The following is a 26,053-nucleotide window of genomic DNA, read 5'->3' on the forward strand; positions in this document are numbered from 1 at the left end:
AAAACAGTATGTAACCCATGAGTTTCCATACTGTTTTTCACTTTATATTCTATTTGTTTTTATAAGTCATCAGTCTAAGTTATCAAGCAATTCACGCACTTCATCTGTTGATTTCGTGTTCATCAATTGATTTCGTAATTCAGCAGCTCCAGGGAATCCTTTAACATAGATTTTGAAAAAGCGATGAAGACCTGTGATTGAACGCGGCACTTCTTCAGCATATTTATCCTGTAGGTCGAGTTGCAGTCTTAAAAGATCAAGGTATTCTTGGCTGCTATGCTCTCTTGGCTCTTTTTCAAAAGCAAAGGGATTTTTAAAAATTCCCCGCCCGATCATTACACCATCAATACCGTATTTTTCTGCAAGCTGTAGCCCGACTTGACGGTCAGGAATGTCTCCATTGATTGTTAGCAGCGTATCTGGTGCGATACGGTCACGCAGTTTTTTGATTTCCGGAATAAGCTCCCAATGCGCATCTACAAGGCTCATTTCCTCTCTTGTACGTAAATGAATAGAAAGGTTCGCAATATCTTGTTTTAAAATATGCGTAAGCCACTCCTCCCACTCATTAACCTCCTTGAAGCCAAGCCGTGTTTTAACGCTGACAGGCAGTCCGCCAGCTTTTGCTGCTTGAATAAGTTCTGCCGCAACGTCCGGACGCAGAATAAGGCCGCTCCCTTTACCTCTTGAAGCGACATTTGGTACAGGGCAGCCCATATTTATATCAATACCTTTAAATCCCATCTCTTTCATGCCGATGCTCATTTGGCTGAAATATTCGGGATTATCGCCCCATATATGTGCCACTATCGGCTGTTCATCTTCTGTAAACGTCAAACGGCCGCGGACACTTTTTAAGCCTTCCGGATGACAATAGCTATCCGAGTTTGTAAACTCTGTAAAGAATACATCCGGCCGACCGGCTTCACTTACGACATGACGAAAAACAACATCTGTTACATCTTCCATTGGTGCAAGTACAAAAAATGGACGCGGTAAATCACGCCAAAAATTATCTATCATTTCAAGCTCAAATCCTCTCACTATGGATACAACTTCAAAATATCGATAAAAAATATTCTTTTACACTTATATCATGACTACTAAATGATTATCAAATACTGTTCATTTATAATTTATGGAAATAATTCAAAGCAAAATATTTTACTTGGTACTAAAACGGGGTCCTCACAAACAAAATAAGCCTCATCCATCAAGAAAAAGGCTCTTTAAAGCTATGAGAGTACAAGCTTCGCAACTGCCTCACAATGCGTTGAGTGTGGCAACACATGGGATGTTGGTGTTTTTACACATCACGAATTTCTAGTCAAAGACTATCCAAGGATTATCAAGCAGTCACAGTATTTACAATAATTTGATTGTCCGATTACTACTTCATTACTCGCGCTACATGATTGACACTTAACTATCTTCTTAACAAACTTTTCAGAATTATAATTGTTAGCCACCAACAGGCCCTGCTTATAGTCAATATAGTGCCCATTTATATAATTTGAATCGATCATATTTTGAAGGTCATTCATAACTTGGCGTGGATTTGAATTATTAATATCCGCGATTTGTTGAATTAATAGTTTGTCATTACCTTTAATAACAGCTAAATAGTTTTTATATTTCCTAGATAACTGAGTCAATCTAAATACAATAACAAGACAAACAACTGCCACTAATATTAAAACTATAGTTGCAATAAGATATGGTATCCTCTCACTCAAATCATAATGAATCGTAGTTTCTGTTGTTTTTTTCCAGAAAAGGTGCCCTGTTTCTTTTGTGATTGTCTCACTTTCTTCGGTAAAAACCATAAAAAATAATAATCCAAAATAAAAAGTAAAAAATGCGGCAAACAAAAGTCCATTTCTAAGGCCATTGTGATATTTCACCGGAACTTTACTTAAAGTATTTGTTAACATAATCTACAACCCCATTATCTCTTTCTTACGTCAAATTTATCTTGCGACAAAATTCCGTCACTGAGCTAGCCTTTAAGCTTCTTGACGACCTTGATTTGCTTATTAAACAACATTACTGATTTTAATTAACTATTGAGGCATTCTGTGGGTTCAAACATTGAGCCATATTCCTTCCAAAAATTATACCTGCTCCAATCCCTAAACCATTGTCTTGAATGCCCTGTCCAAAAGCCGACCAACTAAAATAACCGGCTTTTGCACTTTATACCACTTATTAATCTAATTTTTGCCGCTTTATTACAGGCCCATGATTTCTTTCTTTTTGGCATCAAACTCTTCCTGTGTTAAAACACCCATATCAACTAGTTCTTTTAGATTTTTCACTGTTTTGATCTTCTGGTCGAAAGACATGGAAGAAATTGGCGTTGAGACTGACTGGCCTTGAGGTCCAATATTCTGGGCCATATTCATTCCATAGAGCATACCGCCGTTTCCAAGTCCGTTGTCTTGAATACCTTGAGCAATTTTCTGCTGAGCCGCAATATTGGAGGTCTTCTGTGAAACATCCTCATAAGCTCTCATATTCATCTTATTAGCAGAAAACTGGTTAACAAGCACTCTGGACTCAGGTGAGAATTCTATGTTTTCAATTTTAACTTTAGTAATCTCAAATCCGAAACGTTCTTTCCAGGAACCCGCATTATACGGATCTTCGGATATTCTCTTGGCTATTTCCATAGCCTGTGATGGTAACTGTGAAATCCTATAAGTAGTTGAAAGTGAATTAAGTGCAACAATAAATGATTGTACAAATTCAGAAAGAACTTGTGCTCTAACATTCGGGGTATTAAATGAATAGCTGTTCGTATTAGCAGGCACAAATTTCTTAATAAATACCTCAGGGTCAACAACCTTAATAGAGAAACCACCATATGCGTAGATCTCAAGGTCGCACCCATAGTATAAATCGTTATAAACCTGAGGGCCGCGTGTACCAAATTTAATGTCACGAATCTCTCTTAAATTTACAAATGCAATCTTCTTTTCAGAAGAAGAGATACCACCAAATCCGATTCTATCTTTTGCCTGTTTGATCATAGATGCAGCAATACCATTTCCTTTAAAAATACTTTTATCTCCATCTTTATATTCATAACCACCAGGGGTAGTGATCATATTCTCAATTCCACCCTGACTGAAGATGAAAGCTGCGGTATTTTCAGGCACAAATATTTTTGAGCCGTTTGAAATTATATCCATAAAGCCATGAGTATTAGCTCCGCGACCATTATTATTATTTTTAAGTACTCCAGGAGCAACAACTGTATGCTCATCAAAATGTCCCGCTGTAATTAGTTTTTTCCACTGACTAGTAAAGGTTCCTTCAACTGAATCGGTAATTGCTTTTATAATACCCAAAGTCGCCAACCTCCCTTATTATAAAATCTGGACAGTTCACTATATCTGTAGAAAACACTTTGTCCTTTAGTTCCGATAAGTGGAGCCATACAGTCAAAACATTTTTTGGTGACCTTTTCATGCACAGCATCAGCCACTACTTTGGTTTTATTCCAAAAGCATTTTTGAAGACTCCAACAGCATCTTTAAGGGATGCTGCTAAATAGTCCGTCCCAGGAATAGCATACTGATTTGTTACAAAGCCCCTTTAGAATCATGCCCGATTAAAGGCTCCGTTCTAAACGCGCATCTACTTTAAAGTATTGATTTACAAAAATATGCCAATCATCTATATATATACTAACATTCACTAATTAAGAAGTGTTAAGAAAATTAAACTCACTGTTGTATAAAGCCAGCAATAGTATCAATGAGAATATGCATATTCATCAAAAACTATTTAAAGCTTCTTTTCAAAGAACGATAAAAGGCAACTCCCTTAAGGGTCAGTTGTCTTCTTCATGTACAGATAAAATAAACTCTTACGATTCCTCTCCCTTTAAACCCGCATTCTTTCGTTCACAGTTAAAATAAAGTCTTATCATGAATCCTGCTTTCTCCAATTTTTCACTCGCTTTTATCACGCTTGTCTCGCTCTTTTTGTAAAACTTTATTTTACCGTTTTACGAATCACACTTCCTCAAACTATAAAAAAGAAGGAGTCAGCAGGCTTTTTTGTCCCACTCTCTCCTTCTTCTTTTCGTAAATCTTTAATTTATCTTTGGTCGTTTTCGTAAATGTTTAATTTAATTAATAAGTGTTTTTTATGGGGCTACAATTTCAAAACTATTTTCGCAACTGCCTCACAATGTGTTGTCTGCGGAAACATATCAACCGGTTGTACTTCCACAGTTTTAAATCCGCCGTCTTCTAAAATACGGAGGTCACGTGCCAATGTTGCCGGATTACAGCTTACATAGACAACGCGTTCAGGCTTCATCTCAATAATCGTTTTTAATAGTTCTTCGTCACAGCCTTTACGCGGCGGGTCGACTACAATCACGTCTGGTGTGATACCTTGTTTTTTCCACTCTGGAATCACATCTTCCGACTTACCTACTGCGAACTCTGCATTTGTGATGTTATTTAGTTCTGCGTTTCGTCTGGCATCTTCAATGGCTTCTGGGACAATTTCTACTCCGTACACTTTTTTCGCTTTTTGCGCGAGGAAAAGCGAGATGGTTCCTATTCCGCAATACGCATCAATAACCGTTTCGTCACCGTTCAGCTCAGCGTATTTTAACGCTTGGTCGTAAAGTACTTTCGTTTGATCTGGGTTGATCTGATAGAAAGATCGAGCTGAAATGGCAAATTTAATGTCGCCGATATAATCATAGATGTATTCAGCACCCCATAATACTCGTGTTTCGTCTCCAAAAATAACATTCGTGCGTTTAGAGTTTACGTTTTGCACGATTGATTTAATCTCTGGAAGTGCTGATGTAATGTCTTCAATAATCTTTTTACGCTGCGGCAGATCTTTGCTGTTTGTGACTAAAACAATCATCAAGTCGCCAGTAGTTTTACCATATCGTGCGATGATATGGCGGAGAATGCCTTTGTGTTTTTGTTCGTCATAAGCTGTAATGTTGTACTTATTAACGATTTCTTTCACCGCTTGAACGGCGTCATCGTTCGTATCTCCTGTAATGATGCAGCTGTCCATTTCTACGATTTCGTGGCTGCGTTTTTGGTAGAAGCCTGTAATGATTCTGCCATCTCGCTCTCCTACCGGAACTTGTGCTTTATTTCGATAGCGCCATGGCTCGTCGCCCATTCCCAGTGTCGGAAGAACGGGCACACCCTCAAGTTTTCCGATTCGTGTGAGCACATCTTCTACCTGCTTGCGTTTATATTCTAACTGTCCTTCATAGGATAGATGCTGCAGCTGGCAGCCTCCGCACCATTTGTAGATCGGGCAAGGTGGTTCAACTCGTTCAGGACTCGCTTCTATAAGTTCTTCTAATTTTCCGAAACCGAATCCTTTTTTAATGCCCACAACCTTTACCTTGGCACGTTCTCCCGGCAATGTGTTCGGTACAAACAAAGTAAACCCATCAACGCGCGCAACTCCAGCGCCTTCATGGGTTAAATCCACTATATCAACTTCATAACTCTCATTTTTATGAACAGGCAAATCAGCCTTTGTCATTTTCATCGTCCCTTTTTGTCCATTATGCTTTTCTGATTGTAGCACAACTGCTTATGGACACCAAATGGCAATATATAAAAAGAACAGACCCAAATGTTCAGGTCTGTTCACTGTCTATTAATTACCCGCTGCTTTTACAGCTTCATACGCATTCACGTATCCAGCTCCCACTTCATGGAGCTTGTAACCTGCCATCGGATCAGCTGTTGATTCCAGCAATTGAAGAACTTGATCCGGCTGCAAGTTCGGGTTTGCTTCAAGCATTAATGCTGCAACACCTGAAATGTGCGGAGTAGCCATGCTCGTTCCGCTTGCTGTTGTGTAGTTTGCAAGATGCTCTGTCGCAATATATTCAGCATCTGTCACTGAACCAAGTGCGTTCATGACAACGCCAGTTTTTGATTTTGTAGAAACGATATCAACACCTGGTGCCGTAATGTCTGGGTGAAGCAAGTTATCTCCTTCAACTCCTCGAGATGAGAAGTCTGCAAGCTGCTTGTCCTTTGTTCCGGCAGCAACTGAAATGACCCAAGGTGCAGCAGAATATGGATTTAACGTGTTGTCGTCTGGTCCTTCATTACCAGCTGCAAATGTGACAACCATCCCAGCGTCATGTGCTTCTTTACTTGCTATATTGATAGGGTCGTTTGCTGAGTAATCACCTGTTGTTCCCCAGCTGTTAGAGATTACGTCAATGCCATACTCTTCTTGATTTTCAATCGCATAGTTAAATGCTTCTAACGCCCAAAAGATGTTGATTCCTTCTCCTGTACTAAGTCCTACCAGCTTAGCATCTGGCGCGACACCTGTATATAATCCTTCACTTGCTGTTCCAAGTCCTGCGATTGTTCCAGCAACGTGTGTTCCATGACCGGAAGAAGTATCTGTGTTTTGAACATTTTCAAGGTAGAGCGGTTCGTTCGAGAACAGATCTCCCGCTAAGAATTTTACGTTTTGAATTACTTTTTCTTCGCCAAACGGCAGATCTGGATGAGTTGCATCAATTCCGCTGTCAATAACGGCAACGGTAGTTCCTTTACCTGTATACCCTAATTCATTCCAAACTCGCTCAGCCCCAATTAATTTGCGGCTGTCTTTCATTAAAAAGTTCAGGTCTTTGTTATGGTAGACCGATACTGCATCAAAGCTGCTTGAAAGAAGTGATGTAATCTCAAGCTTCGTTCCTTTAACAGCAACCATTGGCAGTTTGCTGAACGTTTTTGTTTCTAAACCAAGATTCTGTAGAGCTGTTACATCTGATGAACTCGGTAATGATTCATACGTAACCACCGCTTCTACCAGTGTGTTAGATGTAAGATCACCAAGAACTTTCGTCAACTCAGTGTCTACCTCTATTCCAGCAACCGCCTTCGCATTTTGCTGAGGCAGGAAAAAAGCTGCAGCCAACATAACTGTTAAGCATAACGCAAAAAACTTTTTCATAACCAAACCCCTCCACTTCCTTTTTTATGAATTGTTTTAATTTTCTAACATAATAAAGGAAGAGACAATCATGCAAAGGGGATAAATCGCATTACTGTAAATGGACTATACTGATATATCGTTTGATAGGCTTTCACGTGCGACAATAATAGTATAAAGGTCATTAATCGTTTTGTATTCTTTCGTAATTTCAATCGGAAAGCCACTCTTTATTTTGTAAAAATCACGGTTAATATCCGTTCCGATCGCTGAAGTGATTTTGTTCAGAAATCTTCTTATTACGTTCGGTTTCTGATTGGAATCTATAAATTTATCGAATATCAAAATCGTGCCTCCATGGGACAGACAGTTTAAGCTTTTCTCTAGTACTTTTTCAGGATGCTCTACAACACTTAGGATTAAATTTAATACGATTATATCGAACTTTTGATTTCCGAAATCCATGTCTTCAGCGTTCACTTGGAGCAGCGTGATGTCCCGGCTATTCTTTTTACTCTCAGCAATTCTTAACATATCTTCGGAAAGATCAATGCCTGTAATTGATGCGCCCGCGGGCAGAAACGGAAAATCCTCTCCTGTACCTACTCCAACTAACAAAAGTGAGTCCCCTTGTCGAACTTCAATTTCAGAAAAAGCTTGCTGACGAGCCTTTCGAAAAAGGCGGTTGCCCATAAACTTATCGTAGAAAGGTGCCAGTCTTTTATATTTTTGGATATTTGAGTTGTTTTTCATATTTAATTACTCCCCCTAAAAAGAAAAAGAACACCTAATAGCTCTTTGCTTAGGTGTTCAGTCTCGTTTGCTTATATTATGGTTTGATTCTTTCTTTTGGTACTAACAACTCGAAGTGGTGATGCAAGTTCTCGAATTCACCTGGCAGAATGCCGCCCAATTCCCCATCGAGGTTAATCTGCATCTTTTCGCGAGGCGTTACTTTTACACGTTTCGCTTTTTTGTAGATGACATGATCATCATGGATATGTTCACCGCGGATCGCAAGGGATGCGATACGGACAAATTCAGCAAGGTTTGTTTTCTTTAAGATGATAACATCGAAAAGGCCGTCATGGAATTCAGAAGATGGAGCAAGTTTTTCAAACCCGCCAACAGAGTTTGTATTTGCTACTAAAAACAGCATGATCTCGCCTTCGTACTTTTCCTTGTCATCGAATTCAATCTCAACATATGTCGGACGAATCGATGGAAGCATCTCGATTCCTTTTAGGAAGTATGCCAGCTGACCGATCATCGTTTTGAGCTTGCTCGGCACTTCATAAGTAAGTTCTGTTATTCGTCCGCCGCCTGCAATATTAATAAAGAATTTATCATTTACTTTACCGATATCAACCGGCATGTGAGTACCGCCGCAAAGAACGTCGCAAGCGCCTTCGATCGTTCGCGGTACACCTACTGCACGTGCAAAATCGTTTGTTGTCCCAGCAGGAATGATACCGAGCATCGGACGATTCTCAAGGCTTGCAAGTCCGTTTACTACTTCGTAGATTGTTCCGTCTCCGCCTGCTGCTATAACAAGGTCAAAACCTCGTTCTCCAGCAAGGCGTGCCGCACGTGTAGCGCAGCCATCTTCAGGTGTAGTCGCGTGACATGATGTTTCATATCCTGCGTTTTCAAGTCTATCCAAAATATAAGGAAGCTGTTTCTTTACCGTTTCTCTTCCTGAACTTGGATTATATATTAGTCTAGCACGTTTCATATCTTTCACCTTCGTTGTTTGACTTCTATTAAAAGTTTTAACTTAAATCTTTCGCTGTATAACCACAAAAAACAGTCCGTTCATGGACTGCTTCTAAGGATTCCTCTTATATTATAGTGATTCATGTCCTAAAAAGCAAAGCTGTTTGTATGTTGCATGTGTTGAAATTGTGTCTGAATTGAAGGGGGTCTGTCCCGGGACAGACCCCTAACAATTCTCAAACAATTCAATGGAATTCTTATTGCGAAAATAAAGGAGTTTCATGTCTCTTTATGGAATTTTCTAGGTAAGGAGAGTGTAACATATGGAGAAACCTGCATTAGAGATTTCCTTATCAACACCTGCGGATTATCCTGGGCTTGTTGAAATTGATCATCTTGTTTGGAACATAGAAACAACACCTGCACCAGACATCCGCTGGGATTCACCTGAGGATTATGGGAAGCAGTTTCCTGCCGGCAGTCAAATTGTCGCACGATGCAACGGAAAAGTTTGCGGCTACATTTTTTATAAAGATGTATTTCCAGTCCCTTCTAACCTGCATGTGGCAGATCTAGCAATGGCCGTTCATCCTGATTATCATGGTCAAAACATCGGCTTTGAGCTTATGCAGGCTGTTGAGCAACTGGCACGGGACAACGGCAAAACCAAGCTGTCTTTACGTGTCTTATCAACAAATGAGAAAGCCATCCACTTTTACAAAAAATGCGGCTATCAGGAACAAGGAAGACTTGTCGGTGAATTTTACTTAAACGGACGCTTTGTTGATGATCTGCTTTTTTATAAGCATATCTAAAAACCAACTTCATAGATTAACTAGTGCACCACGATCACTAGGAGGTGTTTTCAAATGTTTTGGGTTTTTATTTTATCACCACTCGCTGCGGTTCTCTTGCTTTTTGCAATTGTACATTGGAGAACGAAACAGAGGTATAAAAGATACAATGCAAAATATGAACTTGAAGAACATGTCAGTGATCAAAACAAAATCAACAATGCTGCTGCCTGGAACGCTTCACAGCAAAATCACCATTCTGGCGGTGGCGGCGCAGGTGGGATTTAAAAAGACGGGATCTTATTCCTGTCTTTTTTCACGCTTTAAAACTGAAAGGGGCTGCAAAAACAGAACAATATTTATTGGGTTTTAGAACATACGCCGCATTCATCCCAGAAGAAAGAATTCGTCATGGAAGGCATACAGTGGTTAAAGGAAGATATTTTAAAAATTGAATAGTGAACATGGAGGATGCAACAATTGAAACATTTAAAAATTGCCCTATTTCTTGGTTTGCTTGGCTTGCTTGCAGGAGCATTCGTTGTTCCCTTCCAGCTGGAATCGTTAAAAAATACAGTTACTTCAGCTGAGTATGAAAAAATGATTGGAGCAGTTCCAGTTCCTCTGCCGGTCATGATTAGCATAGCTGCGTTACAAATTGGATTAGTAAGCTTTGTATTAAGTTGGATTGGTTTAAAGCTTACAGAACGAACAGGACTTACACTCCCCTTAATCCAGACGTGGATTGCTGAGAAAAAGAAACCTGTCATTGATCGATCCGCTTTAAAACTAGCTCTTATAGGCGGCGCAATCGGATCTTTTTTTATGATTCTTACTGATCTATTTCTATTTCAGCCTCACATGCCAAAGCTCGGAAATGGCGAAGGGGTCGTATGGTGGAAAGCCACACTTGCCGGAGTATTGTACGGAGGAATCGTTGAAGAAATATTAATGCGGCTTTTCCTTATGACACTCATCATTTGGCTATTGTCTTTCATATTTAAAAAATACAGAGAAACCATCCCTTCATATTTTTACTGGATAGGAATTATATTGGCAGCCCTTCTCTTTTCAGCAGGACATCTGCCAGCAACTGAGGTTTTATATGGACAGCTCAATGGCATAATTATAGCCCGTGCTTTCGTTTTAAACGGAGTACTCGCTGTTTTCTTTGGATATCTTTTTTGGAAGAAAGGTCTGGAATACGCGATGATTACGCATATGATGCTGCACTTGGTGACACAGCTAATCTTGCTGCCAATAATTAAGCTAGTTTCATAAACCACCTTAAAAATACTGGATAAAGCTCCAGTATTTTTTATTTGTAAATTTTTTGAATGAATTACGTTATATGGTACGTCAAATAAATAAAAGAGATATTTTTGGAAAATTCATACATATTTATATTTCAAAAATATGTCATTTGGTTTACAATTATTTCAAATTGTAATCACAATCGGAGAGAGGTGTTAAATGTTTTCTTTTCGCAGTTACTCAAAACGGTTTAGCTCGACAGTTCTAGGAATTCTTCTTATCAGTGCGCTTCCATCGCTTTTATTTGGCGTAAACTTTCATTTACAAGAAAAGGTATGGATCTATACAACATATTCGTACCTAGGTCAGCCAGTAAATCGCGATGTATTTCCTGAGATCTTTGATAAGTTCTTTTACTCGATGACAGTTTTCTTTTTAGCTTTAATCGTTGGTTTACTAATTGCACTGATTCTTACCTTCATCACGACAATGCTTCCAAGATTTATTCAGCGCATGATTTATGGTTTTTTAACGGTGTTAGAATCCTTTCCAGATTTATTTATCGTCGTTGTTTTACAAGTATGTATTGTCTACATCTACAAACAAACTGGAGTTTTAATTAATTTTTATAATAGTTTTGATGATCCTATTTATTTGCTGCCAGTTCTCGTACTTTCCATAGTACCCACCATTCAGCTGTTTAAGCTCACTCTTTTATTAATGAGAGAAGAACAGCACAGAATCTATGTGACGGTAGCCAGGTCTATGGGGCTTAGCAGGCTTTACATCATATTAAAACATGTGTTCAGAAACATTTTGACGAGTCTCATTCAATATTCAAAACCCATTATTGTTTTCATGCTTTCCAATCTGTTTATCGTGGAATACGTATACAATTTAAACGGAATTTTGACTTTACTGCTGTATACGAAAGGTGTTGTCTTTTTAGTAACTGCACTTTTCATTGCCATCCCTTTTTCGGTGCTATTTGAAATTGCGGATAATTATAACGTCTCCGTTAAAAAGAAGACGGAGGAGGATGCCGCATAATTACTAAACTAGTAATCAGCCCGAATGCGTTTTACCATTTTATGAACTGAGGTGTGTTATGTATTTTTCCTTCCATAGTTATTTAAGGCGGCTGCGTTCAACCATCCTAGGTATTCTTATTATCAGTATTCTTCCAGCGTTAATATTCGGTATAAACACTCAGCTTCATCAACAGGTTTATGTCTATTCATTGAGAGGATTAACCGTAACGAAAGACATGTTTCCTGAGATCTATGATCAGTTCTTTTATTCCATGAAAATCTTCTTTGCTGCTCTGCTAGTAGGTTTGCTCGTTGCACTAATTCTAACCTTCATTACTACAATGCTTCCGAGACTTATTCAACGGATTATTTATGGTTTTTTAACTGCATTAGAATCATTGCCCGATTTATTTATCGTAGTTATATTGCAAGTTTTTATCGTATATCTCTACAAAAAGACAGGAATCGTCATCTATTTTTATAACGATTACAATAATCCCATTTACTTGCTGCCTATTATCGTACTTTCAATCGTGCCAACCATTCAGTTGTTTAAAATTACTCTTCTATTAATGAGAGAGGAACAGCACCGGCCATATGTTACGGTAGCTAGAGCTATGGGTCTTAGCCGTTTTTACATTACTTTAAAACACGTGTTCAGAAACATCCTGACGAGTCTGTTTCAGTACTCAAAGACAATCTTCGTTTTCATGCTTTCAAACCTGTTTATTGTGGAATACGTCTACAACCTAAACGGAATTATGTATTTATTAATGAATACTAAGGGCGCCGCTTTTTTAGTAACTGCACTATTCATTGCTATCCCTTTTTCTGTTCTGTTTGAAATTGCGGATAACTATAACGCGTCAGTAAATAACAAACAGATGGAGGAAAATGCGGCATGATTATAAAACTAGCAAAACAGCCACAATTTCTGATTGGATTGCTTTTTATTCTCGGTTTACTAGTCTTCAGTTTCTTTTGGACCGACATTTTGGATATTCAAAGATCAGAAGCCATGAAACTGATGGACTTTAAATATGATGCAGATGGAAAGATGATTGATCACATTCCATATTCTCCATCTGAACATCCACCATTTGGTACTGATTTGTTTGGTAAACAGCTTTTTTATCAAATTATTGATGGAGCAAAGTACACCATCTTAATTGCTTTTGTAATCGCATTCTTTAGAATAATAGTTTCTGTTGGAATCACGCTTATCAATCCAAAAGCTAATTACTCTTTTCTAAACGATCTAATTTCAGCCACACTTACCATTCCTACAACAATATTAGCTTATCTATTCATGAGTTCTCTATTGATGAAGCATGCAATGGAGCGCAAGAGCTTTACGGAACTAATCGTGATGCAATGTATTGTATTAATTTGTATCGGTGTCCCTCCTTTAATCTCAACTTTTTCCCGTGAGATCAGGGACATTTTAAACAAAGACTATATCAATAACACATTTGCTATAGGTGCAAAAAAGCCTTATGTGTATTACAAACACGTCCTCCCTGAGCTGTCTACACGATTACTGCTTTTATTTGCTCAGCAAATGATTCAAGTATTGATACTCTTAGCGCATTTAGGAGTGTTAGCTATTTTTATCGGCGGCGCGGAAACTTTAGCGCTAGGTGATCCTTTTAATGTGAAACTAGTAGATATTCCTTTAGCTGGTGAATGGTCAGGAATTATCGGGATGTCCTTTTCCAAACTGCAAGCTGCACCATGGGTTATATTAATTCCGCTAACATGCTTTGCGGTTACGATATTCGCTCTTAATTTAATCATTCAAGGTATTCAAAATAGTGTAGAAGAGACAAACAAGTTGTAAAGAGAGGTGTAGAATATGGATCAGCATATATTACAAATTGAACATTTAAATGTTGCTTTTAAGAAAAAAAGAGAAAAAAGTATAGCGGTAAATGACGTCAGTCTTCAAATAGAAAAAGGCCAGACCGTTGCATTGATTGGAGAATCTGGTTCTGGAAAAAGTATCACCTCTCTTTCAGTGTTAAATCTCTTGCCGCCTAACGGTAAAGTGGAGAGAGGTTCCATCATTTTTAACGGAATTGACTTATTGAAGCAATCTGAAAAAGAGATGCGAAAAATCAGAGGGAATGAAATCTCCATGATTTTTCAGGATGCCATCGCCTCGCTTAATCCAGGCATGAAAGTTGGCGTACAAATCACAGAAGGGCTTAAATATCATAAGCTGCTTCCAAAGACTGATTTGAAGACAGAAGCGTTGCAATTGCTGGAACAAGTCGGTTTTAAAAATCCAGTCCAAGTCTATGATCAATACCCTGAGCAGCTTTCCGGCGGGATGAAACAGCGCATCTTTATTGCAATGGCAATCTCGTGCAAACCTAAGCTTATTATCGCTGACGAACCAACCACTTCCTTGGACGTTACAATCCAAAGACAGGTTCTTGATTTAATTGATCATTATAAAACAGATTTGGATGCCTCCGTTCTCCTGATTACACATGATTTTGGCGTAGTTGCTGAATATGCCGACTGGGTTTACGTAATGTTAGGAGGTCATATCGTGGAATCTGCAGATGTTTATACAATATTTAAGAATCCTGTTCACCCCTATACCAAAGCACTTATTGGCAGTATTCCCAATCCTGAGAACAGCGAGGAACGCTTAAAGAGTATAGCCGATTATACTTTTGAAGATACCGGTTATGAGGGCAGAAAATTTGCGCCAAAAACGTACACCTACGAAAGCAGCTCTTTCAATGCTCCTTCTTCGCTAGTTGAAGTAGAGCCACTGCATTATGTTCGTTTCTATGATGACGAAAGGAAGGTAGTTGCAATTGGATAATCTACTCGTAAGAGCGCAGAATTTATCAAAGTATTTTACAGACAGCAGTGGTGTTCATAAAGCGCTTGATGGCGTCTCTTTAAACATCCACCGGGGGGAAACGCTCGGGGTTGTTGGTGAGTCAGGTTCAGGAAAAACGACACTCGGACGTACAATTATGCGTTTATATAAGCCTGAGCACGGACAGATTTGGTTTGAAGGAAAAGAAATAACTAGGCTTAATGAGGGAAAGCTAAGACCTTACCGAAAAGAAATCCAAATGATTTTTCAAAATCCTTATGAGTCTTTGAGTCCGCGTTTAACCGTTGGGGAAATCCTTGAGGAGCCGCTGTATATTCAAAAAATGGGGACAAAAAAAGAACGTATGGATAAAGCGATAAGTATGCTCGAGAAGGTTGGACTTCCACGGAACTCTTATCAAAGAAAGATTCACGAATTTTCCGGCGGGCAGCGCCAGCGGATTGGGATTGCACGCGCATTAATACTTGAACCGAAATTTATTATTGCGGATGAACCTGTTTCTGCACTAGATGTTTCCGTCCAAGCTCAAGTTCTGAATCTATTAAAAGATCTGCAGGCTGAACTGAATCTGACTTGTTTGTTCATCTCGCATGACTTGAGTGTTGTTCATTACATGAGTGACCGTGTAGCCGTTATGTACCTTGGGCATTTAATAGAATTAGCTCCAAAAGAAGAGCTGTATCGCAACCCGATACACCCATATACCAAGTCATTACTGGCATCTATACCGGTTGCCGATCCAGAACGTCGCAATCCATATCGCGAGCCGATCATCCTGCCAGAGAAGCCGCTCTATCCTCCTCAATTAGTGCACGTTGGAAACGAACACTATGTATCGGCCAATATGATCAATATAAAAGATTTTGAGATTGAAAGTACGAAAAAACAAGTTAGCTATACTTAAAAGCGGAAGACTGGCTGTTCGCCAGTCTTTTCTTTTTACGGTACGTGTTCTTTTATCTGTTACACGTTCGCCCCTAAGACTATCGTTTTTACCCCAAATCCTATAGGTTTCACCCGTCAACTGCCTTTTACACCCGATAAGCCTCAAGTTTCGCCCCAACAGATTGTATTACAATAAATAACTAGTTCTTTTGCAAGACAAAGTTCATTATTTACTTATTGTTAACAGATTTTAAAATCACTTGTTCCTCAAAATCACAAACATACTCACTACCATAGCTCCTAACCCTAAAATCAATGAAAATATCAGTCCGATCCATGCCATAAACAGATCATCACCAGGATAAGCTGACTCGAGCGTTATGTAATACCAGATAGCCCAAATCATTAGGATAAGGAAAAACGAATTTCCCACACATGCCATCTTAATCTTGTCTTTATCATTTCCATCCCAAATCTCAGAAATGAATAGCCACGTAAAAATACTAAGCGGTATGCATAATAAAAGACCCATTATTGTTCCCATTGGCAAAAAGAACATGATGACAAATGCTATGCAAAACAAGGCAGTATTTGCAGCAAATAAAGCTGCTCCTGCCAGCCAAAAGTTTTGACTTAACTGGCTGCCCTTTAATTTATAGCTAATATTTGTTACAAGATTTACTGAAGACCAGTTCCTTTGTTTTGATAAAAGAATAACAGTTAAAATCATTCCAGCTATTAATAATATCGACATTCATTCACCATCCACATTTTTACAATTAACTGATCTTATATTATCATTAAAGAAGGTTAGAAGAATATATTATTTAATTGAGTATTAGAGTAAAAGAGTTTAAAGGAGGCGTCAGGCATGATCGAACTTTTTATTTTATTTTTTGTTATTGCTATAGCAGCTCCCATTTTGATAAAGAAAGCAACAAAACCTAATTACTTAAAGATCGCTGAAATGACCACTTTGCCTCCAGAATTAGGCGTCAATGAACATCTCCATCTTAAAAAGAGGGTCCAGAAGTTAGAGGCTTCTCTTCCTAGCGAGTTTAAGGAAAAACTTAAACGTCGATATCTATCAGAGCACCCTAAAGCTACAGAAGCTTATTTTGAAGTTTGTTTCTACGAGCTTAAACGCTTCTTCATTATGTGCTCTTTATTGAATAACGTTCCGATGTTCAGCAAAAAAGTGGATGCTATCTGGCACGAGATGCTGATGTATACGAAGGAATACGTGAAGTTTTCTACAGACCTTTGCGGTGAGCACATTCATCACGCACCAAATGATACAGTAACACCTGATCCTCATGGCAGAGCATGGTTTGATCTTTTATACGCGAAGCTTTTCGTATTCACAGAATTCACACCTGTCGCTTGGGGTACTTTCTTTAAAAATCCGCTTCATCCAGGACTTATAGAGGAGCTCCGTACTCTTTCCGTTGAGGAATTAGGCAAAAGATATTTTAGAGAAAACGCTGATAAGGATACTGTTCATGCATTGCTTACAGAAATTAAAAGTGAAATTGAACGGTTTACAAAAGAAAAAGATCCTTATAAAGGATTAAAACTTACGCCAACCGCGATTGATAGTGCTCCCATTTTAGCTGGGGCCATGCTTTATTATTCCTATCACCATTTTGAAGAGTATGACAGTCATATGGGGAAATTAAACCCGGCCAATAACTATTCTGGTGATTCGACTGCTTGTGGAAGCGCATGTAGAAACGATAATCATGACAGCAGCTGCAATAGTGATGGCGGCGGAAGCAGCTGTGGCAGCAGTTGTGGCGGCGGGTGCGGAAGCAGTTGATATGTAAAAAAGGCTGACTAACGTTTTTTAGTTGGCCTTTTCCTTTTTGGAGATTTGTTCGGTTCAATTTGCCGAAAAGTCTATAATTGTAACTTTACGGTCTAGAAAAAATAATTACAGCTTATAAATTTTAATTACAGCTTATAAATTAAAATTACGGTCTAGAAATCAAAATTACAGCTTACAAACCTACTTTGCATCCATATATAAAAAAAGCCCTGCAGGATGACACCATCACCTTGCAGGGCTTAACCATTTAGTTTTCTTCTACTTCTTTACGGTTTTTCTTAAAGATCTTGGACAATACTTCATATACGATTGGTACTATAATCAGTGTCAATAACGTGGAACTAGTTAATCCTCCGATTACGGTAATACCAAGACCTTTCGAGATTAATCCGCCTCCGCCTGAGCCAACTGCCAACGGAATTAATGCTCCGATTGTTGCGATAGCTGTCATTAGGATTGGACGAAGACGCGTTGCTCCCGCCTCTAGAATCGCTTCACGCATACTCATACCTTCACGTTCCATATGAATAATGCGGTCTACTAAAACGATAGCGTTCGTAACAACGATACCAATCAACATTAACAGTCCCATCATGACAGATACAGAGATTGTTTCGCCGGCAATTAATAATCCGACAAATGAACCAATTACTGCAAATGGCAGTGAGAATAGAATTGCAAATGGTGCGACACCTTCACGGAAAGTTACGACAAGAATGAAGTAAACGATCGCAATTGCAGCAAGCATTGCTGCTCCAAGCTGTGTAAATGTTTCCGTCATATCTGCCTGTACACCTGCGACTCCAACGGTAACGCCTTTAGGCATATCCAGCTTATCGATATCTTTTTGAACTTCAGATGTTGCTTTTGAAATATCATCACCTATTGCCTTACCTGAAACGGTTGCGTAGTATTCCCCTTTGCTTCTGGCAAGAGTATTAAGTGTTGTTCCTTCTTCAACTGTTACAAGCTCTGATAACGGCATTGTCGTTCCAAGGGCTGTCGGAACTTGTCTTGCCAAAATATCATCAACTGATTTAGGTTGTTTCGTCTGTTCCTGCTGAACAATAACGTCTAAAGTATCACCGTCTTTTTCAATCGTAGTTAATACATCATCCGTTTTTGCAGGATTAAGCATCATAACGATTTGACCCGTTGTCAGTCCGTATTTCAGCAGTTCATTTTGATCAACATTAAATGTGTGCTCAACAAACGAATCCTTAGCGCTGGAAGATACATCTTCCAGGTGGTCATTTTTCTTCATGACGTCTTCAGCCATTTTTACCGCTTTATTGAGTTTATTTAAATCTTCACTGTAAAATGTATAGCTGACTTCATTTGCAGGACCTGACGATGCAGAGAAGTTCTGGCTCTTCCATTCACCTGATTGTCCAATATCTGCTAAATAATCTTCTATATCTTCACGTACTTCTGGGAAGTTATCCATTTCCGGGTCAAAGATCAGGTACATCAATGCACCGCCTGCTCCGCCGCCTGCCATAGCCATCATCGGATCAGCGTTTTCGGTAACAGAGATCTGGACGATATCGATATAGTCACGCTTAAGCATTTCTTCTTCTAATTCTTCAACGTTTGCCAGTGTTTCTTCCTTAAGCTCGCCGGCTTCTGGTGTGTACGTTAAATACATTACTTTGTCTTCTTCACTGCCCATGAAGCTGAAGCCTATAATCGGCGTTAAAGCCAAGCTTCCAGCTAATAAAATTACGGCTAATATTGAGGTGATAATTTTATGGTTAAGAGATTTGTTAAGGATCCCTTTATACCAATTTGATAATTTACTAGCTTCTTTATGGCTTCCTTCTGTCTCCTCACGATATAACTTCTTTTTGAATAAGAAGTGGGATAATGCAGGTACGATTGTAATGGCAACAATCAGTGAAGCTCCTAGCGCAAATGTCATCGTTAACGCGAAAGGCGCGAAAAGCTCTCCAACCATTCCCCCTACAAAGATAAGCGGTGCAAATACTGCAACGGTTACCAGTGTGGATGACAAAATCGGCTTAAACATTTCGATTGTTGCTTCACGAATTAACGCACGCCCATTTAATTTTTCATCTTTTAAATGCAGGCGTCGATAAATATTTTCCACTACAACGATGGAGTCATCGATTACACGGCCGATCGCTACTGTGATCGCACCAAGCGTCATAATATTGAGTGTAATATCCATCCAGTTAAGCAGCAATAAAGCCATGAAAATCGAAACTGGAATAGAAATGATCGAAATAATCGTTGATTTAAAATCACGCAAAAATAGTAGGATAATCAATACAGCGATTAATCCGCCGAAAACTGCTTTTTCAATCATTGTTGTTACTGATTCTTCTATTGGTTTACCTTGGTCCAGAGATACATCAATCACAAGACCATCGATTTTTGATTTTTCTTCTTTAATTAACTTTTTAACACTATCTACAACATCAACAGTGTTTGCCTGCTGTTCTTTGACAATCTGGATCGCAATCGCTTCATCTCCATTTGTACGGGAGACTGATTCTACTTTTCCGACCGTTTTGATTTCAGCAATTTCACTAAGCTTTACAAAAGGGGTTGGGTTTTGCGCGGATGGTGTGACCGGAATCATCATATTCTTCAGTTCATCTGCTGTCATGAACTTGCCATCTACTGCTACTGCTTCTTCACCTTCTTCAAACTCATAAAGTCCTAATGAGACTGCCATGTTGCTTGCCTGAATCATTTCTTTTACTTTTTCTTCGGTTAAACCAACCTCAGACATTTTGGCTTTGTTATAAGTAAGGTCCACTTCTTCAATATGCTGACCTGTAATTTTGGCTGATGCTACACCATCGATCTTTTCGATCTTTGGAAGAACTATCTCTTCTACTGTTGAAGTTAATTCAACGATATCTTCTTTCGTACTGCTGACACTAAGTGCAGCAACTGGCATCATGTTCATACTGATCGCTGTAATTGTCGGCTCTTGTGCTGTTTCTGGCAGGTTTACCGTATCCAGTGCAGATTGCAATTCACGTTTTGCCTCATCCATGTCTATACCGTATTCATATTCCACTTGAATGTTTGACATATTAGAATATGAATTTGAATAAACGGCCTTTACGTCTTCAAGGCCTTCCACTGCTTTTTCAATTGGCATGGACACGTCTTCCATAACTTTCTCTGGAGTCGCTCCAGGATAAACGTCCATAACCATTAAGTAAGGAATCGATACATCCGGAATCGTTTCCATATTCATTCGTGTCCCTGAATATATACCTGAAACTGTTATAATAATGGTAAGCAGCCATACGGCTAATTTATTCATCAGGACAAAATTAACTAAACCTTTCATTAGTCCACCAACCCCTAATTGACTTATCAAACTCAATTACTTATAATAATGACTGTTCGGTCATTTGTCAATAAAATATTACTAGGAGCGATGAAATGAGTAAAAAACAATTAATTATGGAAAGTGCTCTAGAACTCTTCGCAAAGCAAGGTTTCGAAGCTACTTCTGTACAGCAAATAACCGAACACGCCGGTATTTCCAAAGGTGCTTTTTACTTATCTTTCAAGTCAAAAGACGAATTGATAATTGGTCTGATAGATCATTTTATGATGGAATTTATATCGGATATTGACCGTGTAGTCAATACTCATGAAAATAATAATAGTCTTTTAAATGAATTTTTTAAAGCAGCGTTTCATTCCTTTAAAAAGCATTCAGATTTCGCCAAAATTTTTATTAAAGAACAATCGCAAACATTTAATGAAGAACTCATATCTAAAATGCATCACTATGATAAAGTAATCGATAAAATTACATTAGCGATGTTGGACCGTTTATATGGGGAAGATGTCAAACACACAAAATATGATCTCATTTATTGCATTAAAGGCTTCATGCATATCTATTCACACCTATTTTTGTTCTTTAACGTTCCTCTGGATCTGAATTTATTAAGTCAATCACTTGCAGAAAAAACTTCTTTGCTTGCCAGGCAGTCTGAGATCACATTTATATCTGAAGAGCTTTACCAATCGTTTAACGAACCGCTGGGTGAAAAAGTTACAAAAGAGCAGATCATCGGAATCATTGAACAAAAACTAGAAGAAATTGATGAGGCTACCGAGAGTGAATCCTTAGTTCTGCTGAAACAGCACATTCAAGAACCAAGCCTCAGTCCTGCGATAGTGAAAGGGTTGCTCTCAAATCTCAAAGAGCATCCTAAGTGTAAGCAGCTCTCTTATTTACTTCGGAATTATCTGGAGTTATAGACGAAAAAAATCCTCCCATTACAGGAGGATTTTTTTATTTGGGCTGTTTTCGTATTATTGTTGCTAGAAGTAGTTGATTTCCGCTCCAGGATGCTCGCTTTCCGCGGGGCGTGCGGTGAGCCTCCTCGCGCTTTGCGCCTTTAGGAGTTTCACCTGTCCCGCTGATCCCGCAGGAGTCTGGCACCTTGCGCTCCAATCAACTAGTCAACGAAGGGTCTACACAAAAACAACAATCTCTTGAGAAAAAACTATCTCTTTTTCAGTTCTTCCACAATCAGCTTGTTCACAAGCGGCGGATTCGCCTTTCCTTTTGTTTCTTTCATCACTTGTCCGACTAAGAAACCTACCGCTTTTTCTTTTCCGTCTTTGTAGTCAGCTACAGATTGTTCGTTGGCATCCAGAATCTTTACGACGATACCACGGATAGCCCCTTCGTCAGAGATCTGAACTAGACCTTTTTCTTTTACGATCTTTTCAGCATCGCCGCCGTTTTCGATTAGCTCTTTGAAAACGGTCTTTGCGATTTTATTAGAAATCGTTCCGTTGCCAATTAGTTTAATCATTCCGGCTAGACCTTCTGCCGTCAGAGCGGTTTGATGCAGTTCTCTTCCTTCATTATTCAAGTAGGCGCTCACTTCACCCATGATCCAGTTGGATGCTTGTTTCGCATCAGCACCTGCTGTGATCGTTCCTTCAAAGAAATCAGCCATCTCTTTTGTCATTGTAAGAACTTTTGCATCATATTCAGGCAGTCCGAAGTCACCAACATATCGTTTCTGACGCGTATCCGGAAGCTCTGGAATTTCTGACTTCACTCGATTCATCCACTCGTCATCAATAAAGATGGAAACAAGATCAGGTTCCGGGAAGTAGCGGTAGTCATCTGATCCTTCCTTCACTCGCATAAGAAGTGTAGTCTTTGAAGCCTCATCATAACGGCGGGTTTCCTGAAGGATTTCTCCTCCACCTGATACGACTTCACGCTGGCGCTTCTCTTCATGTTCAAGTCCTTTTTGAACGAAAGCAAATGAGTTTAAGTTCTTCAGCTCTGCTTTTGTTCCAAACTCCTCCTGGCCGACTGGGCGGATAGAGATGTTAGCGTCACAGCGCAATGAACCTTCTTCCATCTTACAATCTGATACTCCCGTGTATTGAATGATCGCTTTTAATTTTTCAAGATACGCATATGCTTCTTCTGGTGTACGGATATCGGGCTCAGACACGATCTCGACGAGTGGCGTTCCCTGGCGGTTAAGATCTACAAGTGAGCCGTCTGCCGTATGCGTAAGCTTTCCTGCATCCTCTTCCATATGAATGCGTGTAATTCCGATTTTCTTTTTGTTTCCGCCAACTTCGATTTCGATCCAGCCATGTTCACCGATCGGCTTATCAAACTGTGAAACTTGATAGGCTTTCGGGTTATCCGGATAAAAATAGTTTTTACGGTCAAATTTCGTTTCACGGTTGATTTCACAGTTTAATGCAAGTGCAGCACGCATCGCAAAATCCACTGCTTGATGGTTCACTACAGGCAGTACTCCTGGATGTCCTAAACAGATCGGACATACATTCGTGTTCGGCGGCGCACCAAAGTTTGTAGAACAGCCGCAGAAAATCTTTGAGTTTGTTTTTAATTCTACGTGTACTTCTAGTCCAATAATCGTTTCGAATTCGCTCATTCTCTGCACCCCCTACAGTTTCGGCTTCGCTTTGTGATGTTCTGTTGCCTGTTCAAACGCATGTGCAACCTTATAGATCGTGCTCTCGTCAAAATGCTTTCCGATGATCTGAAGTCCGATCGGCAGCCCTTCAGAGAATCCACATGGAACGGAAATTGCCGGCACACCTGCTAAGTTAACAGGAATCGTTAAAATATCATTCATGTACATCGTTAAAGGATCTTTTGTCATCGCTCCGCATTTGAATGAAGCAGATGGCGTTGTCGGTCCGATGATGACATCGTATTTTTCAAAGATTTTTGTAAAGTCTTCTTTAATCAGCGTACGGACTTTTTGTGCTTTTTTATAATAAGCATCATAATAGCCTGAGCTTAACGCAAACGTACCAAGCATGATGCGGCGTTTGACTTCCTCACCAAACCCTTCACTGCGGGACTGCTTATACATATCAATCAGGTTGTTGCTGTTGTCTGAACGGAGGCCGTAGCGGACACCGTCAAAACGGGACAGGTTTGCTGATGCTTCAGATGAAGACAGCAAATAGTATGTTGCGAGTGCATAGCGTGAATGCGGAAGAGAAACTTCTTCCCATGTTGCGCCTAATCCTTCAAGTACCTTCAGAGCTTCCATTACGCGCTCTTTTACGCCAAGCTCTACACCTGCACCGAGGTATTCTTTAGGAACACCGATTTTTAATCCTTTTACTTCGCCAGTAAGTGACGCTAGGTAATCCGGGATATCTACTTTTGCAGATGTAGAATCCATTGGATCGTTCCCCGCAATCGCCTGCAGCAAGTACGCATTGTCTTCAACGCTTGTTGTAATAGGCCCAATCTGATCAAGAGACGACGCAAAGGCTACAAGACCGTAACGTGATACAAGGCCGTATGTAGGTTTCAGTCCTACTACACCACAGAATGCGGCAGGCTGTCTGATTGATCCGCCAGTATCCGAGCCGAGCGAGAAAAGAACTTCCCCTGCAGAAACGGCTGCAGCTGACGCACCTGATGATCCGCCTGGTACACAGGAAAGATCCCATGGGTTATGCGTCGGGTGGAATCCTGAGTTTTCATTTGATGACCCCATCGCAAACTCGTCCATGTTTAATTTACCGATAGTGATCGTGTCCGCTTCCGTTAATCGTTCAACAACTGTCGCATCATAGATCGGTTCGAAATTTTCTAGAATTCTTGATGCACAAGTCGTGCGGATTCCTTTTGTGACGATATTATCCTTAATACCGATCGGCATGCCAAATAGCAGTCCTCTGTCAGCACCGGAAACTAGCTTCTCATCTAATTGTTTTGCCTTAATGCGGCTGTATTCTTCGTTCAATGTCAAAAATGCTCTTACTTTATCGTCAACTTGATGGATGCGGTCAAATGTAGCATCCACAATATCAGTTACCCTCAATTCTTTCGTATGTAATAACTGATGCAGTTCTGAAATCTTTTTATCTAAAATCGACATACGTGGTATTTCCTCCTACTCCAAAATGTTCGGAACTTTAAACTGGCCGTCCTTTTGTGCTGGTGCATTTTTCATTGCTTCATCCACTGAAACAGAATTTCGCACTTCATCTTCACGAAGTATATTCTTCAGCTCCAGTACGTGTGTAGTCGGCTCCACGTTATCTGTGTCGAGTTCATTTAATTCTTCAGCAAACCCGATAATTTTATCTAATTGCTCAGTCAGCAATTCTGCTTCTTCATCTGTAACCGCTAGTCTTGCTAAATGCGCTACATGTTTCACTTGATCTTTCGAAATTCGAGACAAACCTGACACCTCCAAGACTTCTTATACAAAAGTATTATTCTGATGATAACAAAAAGCTTGTATGATAGGCAACTTAGGGAGAGAAGATTCGTGCGATTAAGTGTAAATGAGAGAGGCATTAGGTCTTTTTTGGGGACAATAAGGTCTAATTTTAATAAATATTGTCAAAATCGATATGCATAAAGTCTATTTTAGAAAATATAGATCTTTTGCCAAAGCTCGACAAATGAAAAACCGACTCAAAACAAAATGTTTTGAATCGGCCTTATCTTTAGATACCCCACTCATGAAGTTCTAAACGGCGTACGCCTTCCTTCACGTAAGGATCTTCTTGTGCTAATGTTTGTGCTTGCTCTAGAGAATCTGCTTTATAAACGACCATACCGCCTGAACCATCAAGGAAAGGTCCTTTAAGATGCACCTTATCCTGTTCAACTAGTTCTTGCAGGTAATCCAGGTGAGCCTGGCGGTACTCCTGATTCAATTCCGGTTTTTCCATATGTAAAATCGCTGCGAAATATGCCATCTAATAACCTCCTTATTGATACATATATCTTACTATACTCCTTCTTAATACAAAAAGAAAAACACCCGGTATTATCCGGATGCCTCAATCTTTTCCGTAGCTTGAATCTTTTGTTGGATGGCGAAGCATGCCTTCTTTCGGCGGTGCTTTCTTTTCAATCAGATCTCTATTCATGTTCGTATTCCATCCAATATCGTTCGTAGGATGCACCCACTCATCTCCTGCCATCACTTCAGGGTCTGTGTCAGTACTCCAATTATTAAGAGGTGAATTTTCTGAATCGTAAAAACTGTCTCCAATTACAACGCCATGCTCATTTATGAATGGCGCCTGCATCTTCATACCTGTCTCTTTAAAGTCTGGGGAGCTGATTTGATGCGGCATCGTTTCATCCAGATCGACTTCAGGCAGATTCTTCTTTGGCTCTTTATCCTTTGACATCTACTACACCTGCTTCCATTTCGTTATACGATTAACT

General features: G+C 39.5%; 24 protein-coding genes. 10 read left to right on the forward strand and 14 right to left on the reverse strand.

All coding sequences use genetic code 11. The features are described 5' to 3' along the window. Positions 1-69: 69 nt before the first annotated feature. The 7 genes from ACFQ4X_RS18710 to ACFQ4X_RS18740 form a co-directional block, all read right to left on the reverse strand. On the reverse strand, positions 70-1,023 hold the full coding sequence (locus tag ACFQ4X_RS18710; protein ID WP_379837868.1) for a tRNA dihydrouridine synthase: 954 nt from the start codon (positions 1,021-1,023) through the stop codon (positions 70-72). A gap of 311 nt (positions 1,024-1,334) precedes the next feature. Beyond that, entirely contained in the window at positions 1,335-1,934 is a 600-nt protein-coding gene (locus ACFQ4X_RS18715; RefSeq protein ID WP_379837870.1) for a hypothetical protein, read from the reverse strand. Between the two features lie 297 nt (positions 1,935-2,231). Next, entirely contained in the window at positions 2,232-3,353 is a 1,122-nt protein-coding gene (locus ACFQ4X_RS18720) for an SPFH domain-containing protein (RefSeq protein ID WP_379837872.1), read from the reverse strand. 811 nt (positions 3,354-4,164) lie between these two features. Further along, positions 4,165-5,544 carry a 23S rRNA (uracil(1939)-C(5))-methyltransferase RlmD gene (gene rlmD, locus ACFQ4X_RS18725; protein ID WP_379837874.1) on the reverse strand — a complete coding sequence of 460 codons (1,380 nt, stop codon included), beginning with the start codon at positions 5,542-5,544 and terminating at the stop codon, positions 4,165-4,167. A 117-nt stretch (positions 5,545-5,661) separates the two neighbouring features. Beyond that, on the reverse strand, positions 5,662-6,987 hold the full coding sequence (locus tag ACFQ4X_RS18730) for a S8 family serine peptidase (protein WP_379837876.1): 1,326 nt from the start codon (positions 6,985-6,987) through the stop codon (positions 5,662-5,664). Between the two features lie 105 nt (positions 6,988-7,092). Then, positions 7,093-7,719 (reverse strand): class I SAM-dependent methyltransferase, encoded by a 627-nt coding sequence (locus ACFQ4X_RS18735; protein WP_379837878.1) that lies wholly within the window; start codon positions 7,717-7,719, stop codon positions 7,093-7,095. Positions 7,720-7,795: 76 nt separating this feature from the next. Beyond that, positions 7,796-8,701 carry a diacylglycerol kinase gene (locus ACFQ4X_RS18740; RefSeq protein ID WP_379837880.1) on the reverse strand — a complete coding sequence of 302 codons (906 nt, stop codon included), beginning with the start codon at positions 8,699-8,701 and terminating at the stop codon, positions 7,796-7,798. Positions 8,702-9,005: 304 nt separating this feature from the next. On the opposite strand from ACFQ4X_RS18740, the gene ACFQ4X_RS18745 reads away from it, so the two are divergent. From ACFQ4X_RS18745 to ACFQ4X_RS18780, 8 genes are all read left to right on the forward strand, one after another. Continuing rightward, complete coding sequence (locus tag ACFQ4X_RS18745; protein WP_379837882.1) at positions 9,006-9,497, forward strand: GNAT family N-acetyltransferase; 492 nt, start codon at positions 9,006-9,008, stop codon at positions 9,495-9,497. Between the two features lie 54 nt (positions 9,498-9,551). Then, the gene (locus ACFQ4X_RS18750; RefSeq protein WP_066285805.1) at positions 9,552-9,764 is read left to right on the forward strand and encodes a hypothetical protein; all 213 of its coding nucleotides are present in this window, start codon (positions 9,552-9,554) and stop codon (positions 9,762-9,764) included. A 192-nt stretch (positions 9,765-9,956) separates the two neighbouring features. Next, entirely contained in the window at positions 9,957-10,757 is an 801-nt protein-coding gene (locus ACFQ4X_RS18755; protein ID WP_379837885.1) for a CPBP family glutamic-type intramembrane protease, read from the forward strand. A gap of 192 nt (positions 10,758-10,949) precedes the next feature. Then, the gene (locus ACFQ4X_RS18760; protein WP_379837887.1) at positions 10,950-11,780 is read left to right on the forward strand and encodes an ABC transporter permease subunit; all 831 of its coding nucleotides are present in this window, start codon (positions 10,950-10,952) and stop codon (positions 11,778-11,780) included. Positions 11,781-11,838: 58 nt separating this feature from the next. After that, positions 11,839-12,666, forward strand: coding sequence for an ABC transporter permease subunit (locus ACFQ4X_RS18765; protein ID WP_379837889.1), 828 nt, complete (start codon positions 11,839-11,841; stop codon positions 12,664-12,666). Beyond that, positions 12,663-13,601, forward strand: coding sequence for a hypothetical protein (locus ACFQ4X_RS18770; protein WP_379837891.1), 939 nt, complete (start codon positions 12,663-12,665; stop codon positions 13,599-13,601). Before ACFQ4X_RS18765 ends, ACFQ4X_RS18770 begins: the two co-directional genes overlap by 4 nt. Positions 13,602-13,616: 15 nt before the next feature. Next, positions 13,617-14,600, forward strand: a complete 984-nt coding sequence (locus ACFQ4X_RS18775) for an ABC transporter ATP-binding protein (protein ID WP_379837893.1) — start codon at positions 13,617-13,619, stop codon at positions 14,598-14,600. Further along, positions 14,593-15,525 (forward strand): ABC transporter ATP-binding protein, encoded by a 933-nt coding sequence (locus ACFQ4X_RS18780; protein ID WP_379837895.1) that lies wholly within the window; start codon positions 14,593-14,595, stop codon positions 15,523-15,525. The genes ACFQ4X_RS18775 and ACFQ4X_RS18780 overlap by 8 nt, the downstream gene beginning before the upstream one ends. Before the next feature lie 237 nt (positions 15,526-15,762). Here the strand turns inward: ACFQ4X_RS18780 and ACFQ4X_RS18785 are convergent, their stop codons facing one another. Continuing rightward, positions 15,763-16,260 (reverse strand): hypothetical protein, encoded by a 498-nt coding sequence (locus ACFQ4X_RS18785; RefSeq protein ID WP_379837897.1) that lies wholly within the window; start codon positions 16,258-16,260, stop codon positions 15,763-15,765. Positions 16,261-16,377: 117 nt separating this feature from the next. Between ACFQ4X_RS18785 and ACFQ4X_RS18790 the strand changes: the two genes are divergently transcribed. Further along, the gene (locus ACFQ4X_RS18790) at positions 16,378-17,325 is read left to right on the forward strand and encodes a hypothetical protein (protein ID WP_379837899.1); all 948 of its coding nucleotides are present in this window, start codon (positions 16,378-16,380) and stop codon (positions 17,323-17,325) included. A gap of 256 nt (positions 17,326-17,581) precedes the next feature. Here the strand turns inward: ACFQ4X_RS18790 and ACFQ4X_RS18795 are convergent, their stop codons facing one another. Beyond that, positions 17,582-20,665, reverse strand: coding sequence for an efflux RND transporter permease subunit (locus ACFQ4X_RS18795; RefSeq protein ID WP_379837901.1), 3,084 nt, complete (start codon positions 20,663-20,665; stop codon positions 17,582-17,584). 95 nt (positions 20,666-20,760) lie between these two features. On the opposite strand from ACFQ4X_RS18795, the gene ACFQ4X_RS18800 reads away from it, so the two are divergent. Then, complete coding sequence (locus ACFQ4X_RS18800; RefSeq protein WP_379837903.1) at positions 20,761-21,594, forward strand: TetR/AcrR family transcriptional regulator; 834 nt, start codon at positions 20,761-20,763, stop codon at positions 21,592-21,594. 248 nt (positions 21,595-21,842) lie between these two features. Here ACFQ4X_RS18800 and gatB read toward each other — a convergent pair whose 3' ends face one another. The 5 genes from gatB to ACFQ4X_RS18825 form a co-directional block, all read right to left on the reverse strand. After that, complete coding sequence (gene gatB, locus ACFQ4X_RS18805) at positions 21,843-23,273, reverse strand: Asp-tRNA(Asn)/Glu-tRNA(Gln) amidotransferase subunit GatB (protein ID WP_379837905.1); 1,431 nt, start codon at positions 23,271-23,273, stop codon at positions 21,843-21,845. Between the two features lie 12 nt (positions 23,274-23,285). Beyond that, complete coding sequence (gene gatA, locus ACFQ4X_RS18810) at positions 23,286-24,743, reverse strand: Asp-tRNA(Asn)/Glu-tRNA(Gln) amidotransferase subunit GatA (RefSeq protein WP_379837907.1); 1,458 nt, start codon at positions 24,741-24,743, stop codon at positions 23,286-23,288. Positions 24,744-24,758: 15 nt separating this feature from the next. Then, entirely contained in the window at positions 24,759-25,049 is a 291-nt protein-coding gene (gene gatC, locus ACFQ4X_RS18815; protein ID WP_066285784.1) for an Asp-tRNA(Asn)/Glu-tRNA(Gln) amidotransferase subunit GatC, read from the reverse strand. Between the two features lie 271 nt (positions 25,050-25,320). Next, the gene (locus ACFQ4X_RS18820; protein ID WP_379837909.1) at positions 25,321-25,575 is read right to left on the reverse strand and encodes a YciI family protein; all 255 of its coding nucleotides are present in this window, start codon (positions 25,573-25,575) and stop codon (positions 25,321-25,323) included. Positions 25,576-25,659: 84 nt separating this feature from the next. Next, positions 25,660-26,016, reverse strand: a complete 357-nt coding sequence (locus ACFQ4X_RS18825; RefSeq protein ID WP_379837911.1) for a DUF3905 domain-containing protein — start codon at positions 26,014-26,016, stop codon at positions 25,660-25,662. Positions 26,017-26,053: the final 37 nt, after the last annotated feature.

The sequence above is a fragment of the Fictibacillus halophilus genome, assembly GCF_042680145.1.
GTDB classification, from domain to species: Bacteria; Bacillota; Bacilli; order Bacillales; family Fictibacillaceae; genus Fictibacillus; species Fictibacillus halophilus_A.

Coding starts and splice junctions, on each gene's coding strand:
- ACFQ4X_RS18710 (WP_379837868.1), bottom strand. CDS start 1,023: ATGATAGATAATTTTTGGCGTGATTTACCGCGTCCATTTTTTGTACTT.
- ACFQ4X_RS18715 (WP_379837870.1), bottom strand. CDS start 1,934: ATGTTAACAAATACTTTAAGTAAAGTTCCGGTGAAATATCACAATGGC.
- rlmD (WP_379837874.1), bottom strand. CDS start 5,544: ATGACAAAGGCTGATTTGCCTGTTCATAAAAATGAGAGTTATGAAGTT.
- ACFQ4X_RS18730 (WP_379837876.1), bottom strand. CDS start 6,987: ATGAAAAAGTTTTTTGCGTTATGCTTAACAGTTATGTTGGCTGCAGCT.
- ACFQ4X_RS18735 (WP_379837878.1), bottom strand. CDS start 7,719: ATGAAAAACAACTCAAATATCCAAAAATATAAAAGACTGGCACCTTTC.
- ACFQ4X_RS18740 (WP_379837880.1), bottom strand. CDS start 8,701: ATGAAACGTGCTAGACTAATATATAATCCAAGTTCAGGAAGAGAAACG.
- ACFQ4X_RS18745 (WP_379837882.1), top strand. CDS start 9,006: ATGGAGAAACCTGCATTAGAGATTTCCTTATCAACACCTGCGGATTAT.
- ACFQ4X_RS18750 (WP_066285805.1), top strand. CDS start 9,552: ATGTTTTGGGTTTTTATTTTATCACCACTCGCTGCGGTTCTCTTGCTT.
- ACFQ4X_RS18760 (WP_379837887.1), top strand. CDS start 10,950: ATGTTTTCTTTTCGCAGTTACTCAAAACGGTTTAGCTCGACAGTTCTA.
- ACFQ4X_RS18765 (WP_379837889.1), top strand. CDS start 11,839: ATGTATTTTTCCTTCCATAGTTATTTAAGGCGGCTGCGTTCAACCATC.
- ACFQ4X_RS18770 (WP_379837891.1), top strand. CDS start 12,663: ATGATTATAAAACTAGCAAAACAGCCACAATTTCTGATTGGATTGCTT.
- ACFQ4X_RS18775 (WP_379837893.1), top strand. CDS start 13,617: ATGGATCAGCATATATTACAAATTGAACATTTAAATGTTGCTTTTAAG.
- ACFQ4X_RS18785 (WP_379837897.1), bottom strand. CDS start 16,260: ATGTCGATATTATTAATAGCTGGAATGATTTTAACTGTTATTCTTTTA.
- ACFQ4X_RS18790 (WP_379837899.1), top strand. CDS start 16,378: ATGATCGAACTTTTTATTTTATTTTTTGTTATTGCTATAGCAGCTCCC.
- ACFQ4X_RS18795 (WP_379837901.1), bottom strand. CDS start 20,665: ATGAAAGGTTTAGTTAATTTTGTCCTGATGAATAAATTAGCCGTATGG.
- ACFQ4X_RS18800 (WP_379837903.1), top strand. CDS start 20,761: ATGAGTAAAAAACAATTAATTATGGAAAGTGCTCTAGAACTCTTCGCA.
- gatB (WP_379837905.1), bottom strand. CDS start 23,273: ATGAGCGAATTCGAAACGATTATTGGACTAGAAGTACACGTAGAATTA.
- gatA (WP_379837907.1), bottom strand. CDS start 24,743: ATGTCGATTTTAGATAAAAAGATTTCAGAACTGCATCAGTTATTACAT.
- ACFQ4X_RS18820 (WP_379837909.1), bottom strand. CDS start 25,575: ATGGCATATTTCGCAGCGATTTTACATATGGAAAAACCGGAATTGAAT.
- ACFQ4X_RS18825 (WP_379837911.1), bottom strand. CDS start 26,016: ATGTCAAAGGATAAAGAGCCAAAGAAGAATCTGCCTGAAGTCGATCTG.